The 13,491-nt window shown below is 67.0% G+C and carries 12 protein-coding genes; 9 read left to right on the top strand and 3 right to left on the bottom strand.

Annotated elements, in window-relative coordinates; all coding sequences use genetic code 11:
• Positions 1–5: 5 nt before the first annotated feature.
• The 8 genes from HU772_RS09415 to HU772_RS09380 are packed head-to-tail and all read left to right on the top strand — an operon-like array spanning position 6 to position 10,061.
• The gene (locus HU772_RS09415; RefSeq protein WP_186661819.1) at positions 6–1,454 is read left to right on the top strand and encodes an SEL1-like repeat protein; all 1,449 of its coding nucleotides are present in this window, start codon (positions 6–8) and stop codon (positions 1,452–1,454) included.
• Entirely contained in the window at positions 1,451–2,893 is a 1,443-nt protein-coding gene (locus HU772_RS09410) for an alginate export family protein (RefSeq protein WP_186661820.1), read from the top strand. The genes HU772_RS09415 and HU772_RS09410 overlap by 4 nt, the downstream gene beginning before the upstream one ends.
• Positions 2,894–2,905: 12 nt before the next feature.
• Complete coding sequence (locus HU772_RS09405; RefSeq protein ID WP_186661821.1) at positions 2,906–4,333, top strand: MBOAT family O-acyltransferase; 1,428 nt, start codon at positions 2,906–2,908, stop codon at positions 4,331–4,333.
• 9 nt (positions 4,334–4,342) lie between these two features.
• Complete coding sequence (locus HU772_RS09400) at positions 4,343–5,437, top strand: alginate O-acetyltransferase (RefSeq protein ID WP_186661822.1); 1,095 nt, start codon at positions 4,343–4,345, stop codon at positions 5,435–5,437.
• 19 nt (positions 5,438–5,456) lie between these two features.
• Positions 5,457–6,086, top strand: a complete 630-nt coding sequence (locus tag HU772_RS09395) for an alginate O-acetyltransferase AlgF (RefSeq protein WP_186661823.1) — start codon at positions 5,457–5,459, stop codon at positions 6,084–6,086.
• Positions 6,087–6,094: 8 nt separating this feature from the next.
• Entirely contained in the window at positions 6,095–7,492 is a 1,398-nt protein-coding gene (locus HU772_RS09390; RefSeq protein WP_186661824.1) for an alginate O-acetyltransferase AlgX-related protein, read from the top strand.
• Positions 7,483–8,613 (top strand): polysaccharide lyase, encoded by a 1,131-nt coding sequence (locus HU772_RS09385; protein ID WP_186661825.1) that lies wholly within the window; start codon positions 7,483–7,485, stop codon positions 8,611–8,613. Before HU772_RS09390 ends, HU772_RS09385 begins: the two co-directional genes overlap by 10 nt.
• Before the next feature lie 14 nt (positions 8,614–8,627).
• Positions 8,628–10,061, top strand: coding sequence for a right-handed parallel beta-helix repeat-containing protein (locus tag HU772_RS09380; protein ID WP_186661826.1), 1,434 nt, complete (start codon positions 8,628–8,630; stop codon positions 10,059–10,061).
• A gap of 22 nt (positions 10,062–10,083) precedes the next feature.
• Here HU772_RS09380 and HU772_RS09375 read toward each other — a convergent pair whose 3' ends face one another.
• Both HU772_RS09375 and HU772_RS09370 read right to left on the bottom strand, forming a co-directional pair.
• Entirely contained in the window at positions 10,084–10,527 is a 444-nt protein-coding gene (locus HU772_RS09375) for a GNAT family N-acetyltransferase (protein ID WP_186661827.1), read from the bottom strand.
• A gap of 13 nt (positions 10,528–10,540) precedes the next feature.
• Positions 10,541–10,933: a DUF488 domain-containing protein gene (locus tag HU772_RS09370; protein ID WP_186661829.1), complete on the bottom strand. Its 393-nt coding sequence runs from the start codon at positions 10,931–10,933 to the stop codon at positions 10,541–10,543.
• Positions 10,934–11,061: 128 nt separating this feature from the next.
• On the opposite strand from HU772_RS09370, the gene HU772_RS09365 reads away from it, so the two are divergent.
• Complete coding sequence (locus HU772_RS09365; RefSeq protein WP_186661830.1) at positions 11,062–12,678, top strand: inorganic phosphate transporter; 1,617 nt, start codon at positions 11,062–11,064, stop codon at positions 12,676–12,678.
• Positions 12,679–12,778: 100 nt separating this feature from the next.
• Here the strand turns inward: HU772_RS09365 and HU772_RS09360 are convergent, their stop codons facing one another.
• Positions 12,779–13,474 (bottom strand): glutathione S-transferase N-terminal domain-containing protein, encoded by a 696-nt coding sequence (locus HU772_RS09360; RefSeq protein WP_186661831.1) that lies wholly within the window; start codon positions 13,472–13,474, stop codon positions 12,779–12,781.
• Positions 13,475–13,491 lie beyond the last annotated feature (17 nt).

Below are 13,491 nucleotides of genomic sequence, written 5' to 3'. Positions count from 1 at the left end.
CGGCCATGAACGCCAAGAACGCCCCGCGCCTGCTGCTGGCCGGCCTGGGCCTGGCCTGGGCCGGCAGCGCCTGCGCCGGCCAGAGCCTGGAGCAGGTGCGCTACGCGCTGTACAAGGACCCGAATGCCGATGTCAGCGCCGACCTGCGCACGCTCGCCGAGCGTGGCGACCTGGCCGCCAAGCAGCTGCTCGGCGACGTGCTGGCCGGCAGTGACGGCGCCAGCCGGGAGGACATCATCCGCCTGTACCAGGAGGCTTTCGCCGACGGCCAAGGGCAGGTCCCGGCGCTGGCGTCGCTGGCACGCCTGCTCGATCGCACGCCGAACCTGCAACGCCGCCATGAAGCCTGGATGCGCCAAGCGTTGAGTCGTTACCCCAACGACCTCGACCCAAGCAGCACCAGCACCAGCCTGGAAGTGTTCCTGGTCTACCCGCAGCTGTTCCCCGGTGAGCGTGCCGCCGAACTGCTAGCACTGTACGAACGTAGCTGCCTGCTCAACTGCCGCCCTGAGCTGTACCACGCCGTGGTCGCCGAACGCCAGGGCGAGCGCGCCGAGGCCGAACGCTGGTATCAGCAGGCCGCGCGCATCGACCCACGCGCCGTCGACCGCTACTACCGCTTCCTCGGCGCGCAGCAGGACAGCGCGTTCCTCGCCTTTGCCCGCCAGTTGGAGCCGCAAATGGCCAGCCTGGCGGTGGAAATCGTGCAACGCATCGGTGCGCTGGTGGACAACATCCACAGCGTCACCCGCGCTGAACTGGATGCCGAGCGCGAGCAGCGCCTGGGCCAGGCCATGGGCCCGAAGATCGCGCCAACCCCCGCGCAACTGGCCCGCGACCAGGCCAACGACAAGCTGCGCGCCGACGGCATCGCCGAGGCCCAGCGCTGGCTGGACAACGCCGTCGCCCGCGGTTACCTGCCGGCGCTGGTGTCCAAGGCCAACTTCATGATTTCCAACCCCACCGAGCACAACGCCGAGGAAACCCAGGCGCTGATCGCCCAGGTACGGGCCAAGGCGCCGACCCGGGCCAAGGCCCTGGAGGCGTCGTTCTACATGGTCAACAACTGGCTGACCCTGGACCCGGAAAAATCCCAGCGGCTGATCGACGAACTGATCGCCGCCCGCTACCCCGAGGCCCAGCTGCTGCTGGGCGACCTGTACAGCAAGGGCGGCCTGGACCAACCCGACCAGGAACACGCCCTGCGCATCTGGCGCCAGCAGGCCGAACAAGGCTCGACCGCGGCCTGGTACCGCATGGCCACCGTGCAACTGCGTGGCCGGGCGATCTGCCACGACCCGGTCAAGGCCTATACCTATGCCCGCATCGCCCTGGACCTGGGCGAGACCCGCGCCCGCGGCCTGCTCAGGCGGCTGGACAAGACCTTGCCCAAGGATGACATCGCCCGCGCCCTGGCCGCGCGCGGCGATCTGTTGAAGGAGGCCTCCCTGTGAAAGCGCATCCCCCCCTGCTCGGCGCCCTGCTCGCCCTGGCGCCACTGCCGGCGGCACTGGCGGCGGAGGAAATCACCGGCCCCGAGGCCGACAGCCAAGCGTCGGTGCGCCTGGCCGCCGACGGCGGCGAGCCGGTGATCACCTCGGAGTTCTTCAACAAGCTCACCGTGCAGACCGGCTATGGCCCCGAAGACTCCCAGGTCGGCCGTAACCGCGAAAGCTTCTACAGCCTGCGCTATGAGCCATCGTTCGCCTGGTACTCGCCGGAAAAACGCTGGGCCAAGTGGATGGTCTATGGACGCCTGTGGCTCAACTACGACTCCAGCCAGTCGAGCAACCTGGCGAACGAGTCGACCAACAACAACGCCCGCGAGCAAGCCGAGGGCTGGTACGCCGAGCTGCGCGAACTGTACGTCAAGCGCAACCTGATCGGCGACGACCCGCGTTTCTCGCTGTCGTTCGGCCGCCAGCGCTTCAACGACGACTACGGCATCTGGTGGGACGACAGCCTGGAATCGCTGCGCTTCAACTACCAGGACAGCTTCTCCGACGGCTTCATCGCCGTCGGCCAGAAATTCCACAACTACAACACCGACGTCAATTCGCTGCCCGCCAGCGAAGAGCGCACCCTCTACGTGATGGGCCAGTACGCCTACCGCTGGAGCAGCAACCACCAGGTCGGCCTGCGCCTGATGCACGAGAACGACCGCAGCGACCACGACATCGACGACCGCTACGATTTCAAGGGCTGGCGCTACGGCCTGTTCTTCAAGGGCGAGCACCTGCCGCTGGACAGCGACTATCACCTGGAACTGGCGGCCCTCGACGGTACGATGGACAACACCGCCGGCAACGGCGTCACCAGCACCGGTCATGCCAGCCGTGGCTGGGCTGCCCTGGGCGAAATCGGCAAGCGCTTCGACCACCTGCCCTGGACGCCACGCCTTGCCCTGCGTGGCGGCCTAACCGACAAGCCGAGCGACGACAACGATGGCTTTCGCCTCAACCCGATCCAGTCCGACCGCATCACTCGCCAGGGCTCGTACAGCACGCGCCTGACCAGTTCGTTCGTGGCCCTCGACCTGCGCAACCTGAGCTACTACGGCCTGGCCCTGCAGACCCGCCCGACGCCACGCAGCGCGCTGGACCTGCGGCTCACCCAGCTCAACCTGCGCGACGACCAGGGCACCCTGCCGATCCGCATGGGCGCCGACTACCGCGCCCGCCGCCAGGACGCGCTGGCAACCGGCCAGGGCAAGGGCGACAACGTCGGCCAGATGATCGACCTCAACTACTACTGGAAAATGTTCCCGGTGGCCCTCGACGGCAAGCGCCTGGACGTCAACACCCTGGTCAGCGCCAGCTACCTCAACGCCGGCAGCGCACTGAACACCGGTGACGACTACCAGCTGAGCGTCGGCATCGTGATCAGTTATTGAGGGCAGCCCAGCATGATCTTCGCCTCCAACGTGTTCCTGTTCCTCTACCTGCCACTGTTCCTGGCCATCTACTACCTGGCCCGGCCGCAGTGGCGCTCGCTGGTGATCGTCGCCGCCAGCTACATCTTCTATGCCTGGTGGCGCCCAGACTTCCTGCTGCTGTTCGTCGCCATCACCGCCTGGAACTACGGCTTCGGCCTGGCCATCAAGGCGCGCCTGGACGCTGGCGCCAAGCGCGTCGCCCTGCGCCTGCTGTGGCTCGGCGTGGCCGGCAACCTGGCCACCCTCGGCTACTTCAAGTACGCCAACTTCGGCGCCGAGGTGCTGGCCCTGCTGCTGGTGCCGCTGGGCATCAACACCTGGACCCTGGAGCACATTTTCCTGCCGCTGGGCATCTCGTTCTACGTGTTCCACGCGCTGAGCTACATCGTCGACATCTATCGCAAGGACGCCACGCCCACCCGCAGCTTCATCGACTTCGCCGCCTTCGTCGCGCTGTTCCCGCACCTGGTGGCGGGGCCGATCCTGCGCTACAGCCAACTGGCGCCGCAGCTGCGCCAGCGCAGCCACTCGCTGGAGCTGTTCTCCCTGGGCGTATGCCGCTTCATGCTCGGCTTCATCATGAAGGTGCTGATCGCCGACCGCCTGGCGCCGATCAACCTGCTGTTCGTCGGCGAAGGCACGCTGCAATTCAGCGACGCCTGGTTCGGCCTGGTGGTCTCGACCCTGCAGCTGTACTTCGACTTCGCCGGCTACAGCCACATGGCGCTGGGCCTGGCCTTGATGATGGGCTTTCGGTTCCCGGAAAACTTCAACCAGCCCTATGTGTCGCAGAGCATCACCGAGTTCTGGTCGCGCTGGCACATGACCCTGGCGCATTTCCTGCGCGACTACGTGTACATGCCGCTGGTGCGCAAGCGCGTGGCCGGCGCGCTGCCGGCGCTGGTCTGGACCATGCTGCTATCAGGCCTGTGGCACGGGGCGAGCTTCGCCTTCATCTGCTGGGGGCTGTTCTTCGGCCTGGGCATGGTGCTCGAACGCACGTTCGGCCTGGCCACCAAGGTCAACACCCCCTACCACCTGGGCCGCAACCTGCGCACCGCGCTGCTGATCATCCTCAGCATGCCGCTGTTCTTCACCATGGACCTGCGCCACAGCCTGGCGATCTACCAGGCGCTGCTGGGCTTCAACGGCCTCGGCTCGCTGGAGCTCTATGTGCTCGGCGCCTCGAAGATGGCCATGGCCTTCGCCCTGGTGGCGCTGGCCTGGCTGATCCTCGCCGGGATCAACAACGTGCGCTTCTACGCCGGCAACAAGACCGGCTACTTCATGCGCCACGTCGGCGTGCTGCACAGCCTGCTGCTGTGGGGAGGCTTCCTGCTGGCGCTGAGCAGCCTGGCGGCCAATTCGTTCTCGCCGTTCCTGTATTTCCAGTTCTAGGAGAACACCGTGTATCCGGTGATGAATTCGGCCAGCAAGGCCAATGGTGTGATCTTCGCCCTGGTGCTGGCGGCGATGTTCGTCTACTCGCTGCCCCCGGTGCTGAGCTTCGCCCGCACCCAGAGCGACGCCTGGCCCCTGTTCGTCGATGGCAAGCTGCTGCGCAAGTTCGAGCAGGCCTACGACAAACGTTTCTTCCTGCGCGAGCCCTCGGTCACGCTGTGGGCCGATGCCCAGTTCCAGCTGTTCGGCGAGGGCACCAAGGGCGTGGTGCTGGGCAACGACGGCTGGCTCTACACCAACCAGGAATACCGCGTGCCCAACGACCTGGACGCCAACCTGGACAGCCAGCTGGCGCGGATCGCCGACATCGAGCGGCAACTGGCCGCGCGAGGCAAGCACCTGGTGCTGCTGCCGCTGCCGATGAAGCTGGATATCTACGCCAGCCATGCCGCGCGCACCTTCGACCCACGAGTGGCGAGCCTCTACGAGCGCTTCGTCGCCGACCTGCAGGCACGCCAACTGGATGTGGTGCCACTGCGCGAAGCCTACCTGCGCAACCTCGGCGGCCCGCGGCTGTTCCTCAAGACCGATACCCACTGGAGCCCGGACGGCGCGCGCCTGTCGGCCTACGAGCTGGCACGCCAGCGCCCGCAGTTGCTGGGCGATCAGGTGTATGAGTCGCGCCGGGCCGGCGACAAGCAGGTCAAGGGCGACCTGATGAACTACCTGCAGTTCGACCATGCCCGCCTCGCCCCGCAATTCGGCGCCAGCACCATCGAGCTGTACGAAACCCTCAAGGCCGAGCAGAGCAGCGACGACCTGTTCGCCGAGCAGCGCCAGAGCCTGCTGCTGGTGGGCACCAGCTACAGCAAGATCGACGACTGGAACTTCGTCGGCTTCCTCAAGGAGGCCCTCAACCGCGACTTGTTGAGCATCGCCGTGGAGGCCCGTGGCCCGTTCGAGGCGATGAACCAGTTCCTCGCCAGCGATCAACTGCACAACCCGCAGATCGACACCGTGGTCTGGGAATTCCCCCTGCGCACCTTGCTTGCCCATCGTCCCGGCACCCTCGTGGGCAATACCCAGCCCGCGCATTTCTGACGTTTCAAGGAGAAACCCGATGAAAGTCCCGTCCCTGTTCACCGCCCTGGCCCTGGCCAGCGCCAGCCACCTGGCCCTGGCCGCCGAAGGCAATGCCGACCTGTACGATGCCGTGGCCCCCGCCGACTCGGCTTTCGTGCGCGTGCTCAACCTGTCCGAGGCCAGCGTCGATGTCACCCTCAGCGGCAAGGTCAACCCACAGAAGGTCGCCCCCGGCCAGCTCAGCGGCTATCGCTTCGTGCCCGCCGGCGCGCACCGTATCGGCATCGGCGCCAAGGCCATCGAACCGACCCTGGCGGCCAACGCCGCCAGCACGGTGGTCTACGACGGCCAGCAACTGAAGCTGATCGCCGACCAGTACGTCAACGAACCGAAAAAGGCCCAGGTAGCCTTCTACAACCTCACCCCGGCGCAAGCCATGCTGCGCACTGCCGATGGCAAGCACGAGGTGGTCAAGGCCTTGGCCAACGGCCAGACCGGCGCGCGCATGGTCAACGAGATCAAGATCGACTTCGCCGCCTATGTCGGCAACCAGGAAGTGGCCAGCTTTGACGAGCTGTTCCTCAAGAAAGGGCGTTCCTACAGCTACGTGCTGCTGCCGGGCAACCGCAGCCTGAGCCTGGCCAACAGCATCGATCCGACCGAGTGAAGCGCGCCATGAGCCACCTCCTCCCCTTCGGCCTGGCGACCACCCTGGCGCTGCTGAGCCTGCCGGCGCAGGCCGCGCAGCCGCCCGCCGACAGCGCCTGCGACAACCTGCAATGCATGGTCTGCCCGGCGCTCGCCGAGCCGCAGCGCTATGCCGAGGGACGCATGAAGCTGATGCGCCAGATCGTCCCCGGCAAGGAGCGCTGGCTGTTCCGTTCGATGGTCGACCTGACCAACGACTTCGGCATTCCCGCGCCCATGCGCCCGGAGTTCGCCCGCCTGATGGACGCCTTCCACCGCCAGGGCATCCAGGTGGCCATGGCCATCCAGCCGACCCGCGGGCTGATGCATCGCGACAAGCTCTACCCCGACCAGCTGCATGGTTTCGACTACGCCAGCGCCAGCCGCAACCTCGACGCCTACCTGGGCCAGTTGCGCCAGGGCGGCGCGGTGGTCGCGCCGATGATGCAACTGGTGCGCACGCCGCCCAAGGGCGAGTATTTCTTCCGCCGCGACCACCACTGGACCCCCACCGGCGCCGAGGCCACGGCGCAGCTGCTGGCCGAGGAAATCCGCCGCCAGCCGTTCTACGCCGGGCTGACCAAGAAGCAGTACCGCACCGAGCCCGGGGTCATGGTGCCCAAGGACGGCACCCTCAACCTGGCGCTGAGCTACATCTGCGGCAACAACTACGGTTTCCAGTACGTGCGCGGTTACCAGACCATCCCCGTGGCCGACAGCAGCGACGCGCTGTTCGACGAGGCACCGGACCCCGAGGTGATCCTGGTCGGCGACAGTAACGCCGCCGCCCGCGAAGACGAAAGCAAGCAGTTCAACTTCGACGGCTACCTCAAGCAATACCTGGGCGTGGACATCCTCAACTATGCCTTGCCCGGGGTCGGCGAGGATGGCTCGCTGCTGGAATACCTGCTGTCGGCCGACTACAAGCCCGAGGCGCCGCCCAAGCTGGTGATCTGGGAGTTGCCGGCCAACTATCGGCTCGATTCGCCGCTGATGTACCGGCAGCTGGTGCCGGCAATCCGGGGTGGCTGCAAGGCCACCGACGAGGTGCTGAAGTCCAGGTTGCAACGCCCGGCGCTACAGGTGGGCGAGCGCATCGAACTGCTGAGCAATGCCGGCAGCGCCCGGCAGTCGCTGAACAAGGGCTTTCTCGATATCCGCCTGAGCGACAAGAACCTGCGCGACTTCTACATCATCGTCTATTACGACAATGGCGCCCGCGACAAGGTGTGGTTCCGCCGCGAGGCGGCGGTGAGCGGTGGCCAGTATTACCTGGAGCTGAGCAAGGCGCCCGAGTTCGCCGGAGCCAACCTGCTGTCGGTATTCCTCGAACCGACCAAGGCCGGCAGCGCGGCCACCGAAGTGGAGACGCGGCTATGCCTGTGAGCGCCATAGTGGGGCACGCCCGCTGCCACGGCGGCTGCGCCGGCCTGTTGGTGATGGCCTTGCTGTTGCCTCAGGCCCACGCCGCCCAATCGATCTGGCCGCCCCGTGCCACCGCGCAAGCGGCCATGATCGACGACTACCACAGCCTCACCTGCAACCAGCAACCGCCCGCGCCCTACACGGGCAGCCTGCGCCTGCAAAGCAAGTACGACCAGCGCGACGCCAGCAAGTCGACTCTGCGCGCCAGCCCCGACGCCGACAGTGAGCGCATCGGCAAGCAGGTCAAGCAGTTCATTGGTGGCCTGATCTACGCCGGCAAGCGTTTCCAGCGGGCGAAGAAACCGCAGGAGGCCAACCTGGCCCTGGCCTGCCAGGACCAGTGGCTGGAGCGCTGGGCGCAAGCCGATGCCCTGCTCGACCCGGACGCCTCGGCCAGCGGCATGGCCGCGCGCAAATGGGCGCTGGCGGCCATGGCCGGCGCGGTGCTGCTGACCCAGGCCGCGGCGGACGGCAAGCGCCCGCTCAGCCCGGCGCAGCAGCGCTGGTTCACCCGCCTCGGTGAACAGGTGATCGACGAATACGACCCGCGCCGGCACGCCACCACGGTCTACTTCAACAACCACGACTACTGGGCCGCCTGGGCCGTGGCCGCCGCCGGCATGCTGGTGGGCCGCGACGATTTCATCCAATGGGCCGACGGCAACCTGCGCCGCGGCCTGGCCCAAGCCGTGCGCCACGACGATTACGCCTACCTGCCGCTGGAAGTGGCGCGCGGCAAGCTGGCCGCCAACTACAGCCAGTACGCCCTGGTGCCGCTGGTGCTGCTCAGCGAATCGGCCCGGGCCAACGGCCTGGCCTGGACCGAGGCCGACCAGCACACCCTCGACCAGCTGGTCAGCTTCGCCGCCCGCAGCGTGCTCGCCCCCGACACCCTGGCCGAGCTGCAGGGCCGTGACCAGGCCGACGTCGCCCCCTACAAACTGGCCTGGCTGATTCCGTTCCTCGCCCGCCAGCCCCAGCACCGCCTGGCCCGCCAGCTGTACGACAGCGAACAGGGCGAGGTCGACAACTACAGCCAGGTCGGCGGCCCGCTGAAACCGGCCTACCCCAACCTGCCTTGAACAAGGACGCTCCCATGGCACCGCTCAGTCGCTTCGCCCTCTCCTGCCTGGCCGCCCTGCTACTGACCGGCACGGCGCAAGCCACGCCCAGCGTCGACAGCCTCGACCCTGCGCAGCACCAGCAAAGCCTGGCCCAACTGCGCCAGCAAGTCCGCGCGGCCGTGGCCCTGGCGCCCGCCCAGCGCACGCCACCGACCGGGCGCGCCAGCGTCAGCCTGCAACCGATGTTCTCGGCCCAGGCCGGCAGCTGGCCCTTCGAGCCCTTCGTCAACAACGGCCTGTTCCGTGCCATCGCCGGCTACCAAGCGCACCATCCGCAAGCCGTGGTGCTGCGCGGCGGCAGCATCACCCTGGCGCAGTTGCATGACACCCTGCACGACCCGCGTATCCTCAAGCGCCACAAGGATGGCTACCTGCTCAGCTACCCGTTGATGATCGGCGCCGACGCCGGGCTGTTGCTGGAGGATAGCCACCTGTACCTCTACAGTTTTTCCGGCACCGCGCTGATCAACCAGGGCTGGCTGGGGCTGCGCCGCTCGACCCTGGAAAGCGTGAGCGGCGACCAGCCCAGTGCCACCGACCGTGCCTGGCGACCCTTCGTGGTGGCCTGGGCCGGCAGCCACACCGAGGTGATCGACTCGCGCCTGCGGCGCCTGGGCTACAACGCCAACCTGTCCCGCGGCCTGAGCACCGCGCTCAGCGCCCAGCAACCCGCCACCACGCGCCCGGCCACGCTGCTGGTCGACGCCAGTCAGTTCAGCGAACTGTCCAGCGGTGTCGAGTTGCAGCACAGCCAGGCCGTTATCACCCGCAGCCGTTTCGAGCAGTCCCAGCAGTACGCCATCGACGTCCGTGACAGCCAGCTGAGCCTGCGCGACAACCAGTTGCGGGGCATCGACAACAACAGCGGCGTGCGCTTGCGCGGCCAAACCCGCGCGTTGCTCGAGGGCAACCTGATCCTCGCCGCGGCCAAGGCCGCCATCGAGATCAGCGACCAGCGCGGCGCGGTGTTGCTGGCCGGCAACCGTATCGGCGACAGCCGTGGCAACGGCATCCAGCTGCGCAACCTGGCCCCCGGCACGGCGGCCCCCCTGCTGATCGACGGCAACCTGCTTGCCAGCAGCCAAGGCAGCGCGGTGGATGCCGCCGAGGTGACCGGGCTGGCCCTGGTGGATAACCGGATCGGCAATACCCCGGAGTACGCCCTGAGCCTGCGCAACAGTGCGCGCCAGCCGGGGCCGCTGCTGGTCAGCGGCAATCGCCTGGGCCAGGTCGGCAAGGCGCTGGTGCGGGTCGAGGGGGTGGACGAGGTGTGGCTCGGCGGCAATACCTTCGATGGCAAGGCGCTGCTGCAGAACTTGCTGATCGGCGATCTGCTGTCGGTGCAGGGACAAGTGCTGGAGGCGACGGTGGCGCAGGGACGGATGGCGCGGGTGCGCCAACCCTGAGACACCGGCCTGGCGCGATCCGCTAATCGCCGGGGCCGGCCACGCAGCGCTGCATGCGGATGAAGCACTCGTCCGTGCCCACCTCCGTGAACCCCCGGCGCAGGTACAGCTGTCGCGCCGGGTTGCTGCTGAACACCATCAGCCGCAGCAGCGGCAAGCGACGCTGCGCCGCCCAATCGGCGAGCACTTCCAGCACCCAACTGCCCACGCCCCGCCCGCGATGCTCGGGCAGCAGGTGCAGCTCGCGGATGTACAGCGCCTGACGGTCCTGGCTGAGGCTGCAAAAGCCCAGCAGCGCATCGCCATCGACCACCAACCACTGCTCGCGCCAGCCCCAGGCCTCATCGAAGGCTTGCTCGATCCACAGCAGGTCGAATTGCTGGTAGTACGGCAGCATCGCGCGACGGGTCAGGTCACGGGCGAAGGTGCGCTGCTGGTCGGTGGCGGGCACTAGCTGCAAAGGCATGGACGTCACTCGCCTACAAGCCATCGGCGTAGCACACCGGGGAGCTGCCCGGCCCGCGCCGGTCCAGTTCCGTCTCCAGCCAGTCGGCCAGTACCTGGGCATTGTTGTGGGTGGTGTCCTTGCCGGCATAGAGCAAGGTCAGGTCGCCTTTGCCGGCCAGGTCCAACAAGGGGTACCAGTGCTCGGGATGGGCGGCCAGTTCCTGCTGGTAACGCCGGGTGAAGCCGGCAAAGTCCAGCTCACCGGCATGAAACGCCTTGCGCAGCGTGTCGGACGGCGCCACTTCGCGCAGCCACCGGCCATGCAGGGCGTCCTTGCGCGTGTTGCGCGGCCACAGACGGTCCACCAGAACCCGCTGGCCGTCGCCTTGCTCGATCGGTTCGTACACCCGTTTGCAGCGAATCATGGTTGCCACCTGCGACATCGTTTACCCACCAGCCTAAGGCGATCATTGATCGAGGTCACGCCCCGGTAACGAATTGTTTTTATCCTTCATGACTTAGGCATCAACGCCCGACGCCCACCGGAGCCCCCATGGCTACCCCCTCCCTGGCCAGCTCGGCTGGCCTGGCCCAGCGCAACCCGCGCCCGCAACTTACCCATAAACCTGGCCGCGCCACCCTGGTACTGTTCTTCGGCCTGCTGCTGGCCGGCCTGGCCTACACCTTCTGGAGCCTCAAGCAGGACGTCAGCGCCAGCGGCACCACCGTCACCACTCTTACGCCCTTCCTGCTGCTCGGCCTGGCCCTGCTGATCGCCCTGGGCTTCGAGTTCGTCAACGGTTTCCACGACACCGCCAACGCCGTGGCCACGGTGATCTACACCCACTCACTGCCGGCGCCGGTGGCGGTGGTCTGGTCGGGCCTGTGCAACTTCCTCGGCGTGTTGCTCTCCAGCGGCGCGGTGGCGTTCGGCATCATCGCCCTGCTACCGGTGGAGCTGATCCTGCAAGTAGGCTCGTCGGCCGGCTTCGCCATGGTCTTCGCCTTACTGCTCGCGGCGATCATCTGGAACCTCGGCACCTGGTGGCTGGGGCTGCCGGCCTCCTCCTCGCACACCCTGATCGGCTCGATCATCGGCGTGGGCGTGGCCAACGCGCTGATGCACGGGCGTGATGGCACCAGCGGCGTGGACTGGACCCAGGCCAGCAAGGTCGGCTATGCCCTGCTGTTCTCGCCGCTGATCGGCTTCGCCTGCGCCGCCCTGCTGTTGCTGGCCCTGCGTGCGCTGGTCAAGCGTCGCGAGCTGTACCAGGCGCCCGCAGGCCAGACGCCGCCGCCGTGGTGGATCCGCGGCGTGCTGATCCTCACCTGCACCGGGGTGTCGTTCGCCCATGGCTCCAACGACGGACAGAAAGGCATGGGCCTGATCATGCTGATCCTGGTCGGCACCCTGCCCATGGCCTATGCCCTGAACAAGACCATGCCCAGCGAACAGGCCCTGCAGTTCTCGGCGGTCGCCGAAGTGACCCGCCAGGCCCTGGTGCGTTCGGCACCGGGGCCGGCCCCGGCGGATCCGCGCCAGGTGCTGACCGCGTTCATCGGCGAGCCCCGGGCCAGCGCCGAGCTGGTCCCGGCGCTGGCCGCGCTGACCGGCATGATCGGCGAAGAGGTCAAGGGCTATGGCTCGTTGAATCGCGTCCCGGCCGAGGCCATGGCCAACGTGCGCAACGACATGTACCTGACCAGCGAAGCGATCCGCCTGCTCGACAAGCGCCAGTTGGTGGTCTTCGATGCCGACACCAACCGCCACGTGCAACTGTTCAAGCGCCAGCTCGACGACGCCACCCGCTACATTCCGCTGTGGGTCAAGGTGGCGGTGGCCATCGCCCTGGGCCTGGGCACCATGGTTGGCTGGCGGCGCATCGTGGTGACGGTGGGCGAAAAGATCGGCAAGACCCACCTGAGCTATGCCCAGGGCGCCTCGGCGGAGGTGGTGGCGATGTGCACCATCGGCGCCGCGGACATGTTCGGGCTGCCGGTGTCTACCACTCATGTGCTGAGCTCGGGGGTAGCCGGGAGCATGGTGGCCAATGGTTCGGGGATCCAGAAGCGCACCCTGGTCAACCTGCTGATGGCCTGGGTGCTGACGCTGCCGGCGGCGATGGTGCTGGCGGGAAGTCTGTACTGGCTTCTGAATCAGATTCTCTAGAGTAAAGAGCCTGTGGGAGCGGGTTTACCCGCGAATGCGATGGCGAACCCGCCACAGCCTTCGCGGGTAAACCCGCTCCCACAGGCTCAGAGATGCGCAATCAACCGGGTATTTTCAGCCCACGCTGAACGGCAGGCCGCTCGAGGAATCTGGCCAGCACCCGCTGCACCTGCGCGAACTCATCGAAGCCCACCAGGTCACGGGCGTTGTAGCGATCCACCAGGTTGCGCACCCAAGGGAAGATGGCGATGTCAGCGATGCTGTATTCGTCGACCATCCATTCGCGGCCTTGCAGGTGCCGGTCCAGCACACCCAGCAAACGCTTCGACTCGTTGACGTAGCGATCGCGCGGGCGCTTGTCCTCGTAGGCCTTGCCGGCGAAAAAGTGGAAGAACCCGACCTGGCCGAACATCGGCCCGATGCCGCCCATCTGGAACATCAGCCACTGCAAGGTCAGGTAGCGCTGGGCCGGGTCGTGGCTCAGCAACTGGCCGCTTTTCTCCGCCAGGTACTGCAAGATCGCGCCCGACTCGAACAATGGCAACGGCTGGCCGCCAGGCCCGTCGGGGTCGAGGATCGCCGGGATCTTGTTGTTGGCGCTCAGGGAGATGAACGCCGGGCTCAGCTGCTCCTCGGTGTCGAAGCTGATCTTGTGCACCTCGTAGGGCAGGCCGATCTCTTCGAGCATGATCGACACCTTGACGCCGTTGGGCGTGGCCAGCGAATACAGTTGCAGGCGTTCAGGGTGCCGCGCTGGCCACTTGCGGGTGATGGGGAAAGCACTGAGGTCGGTCATGGTTGCGCCTTGCAGGT

The sequence above is a fragment of the Pseudomonas xantholysinigenes genome, assembly GCF_014268885.2.
Taxonomy (GTDB): domain Bacteria; phylum Pseudomonadota; class Gammaproteobacteria; order Pseudomonadales; family Pseudomonadaceae; genus Aquipseudomonas; species Aquipseudomonas xantholysinigenes.
This window is presented reverse-complemented; position numbering and strand designations above follow the sequence as displayed.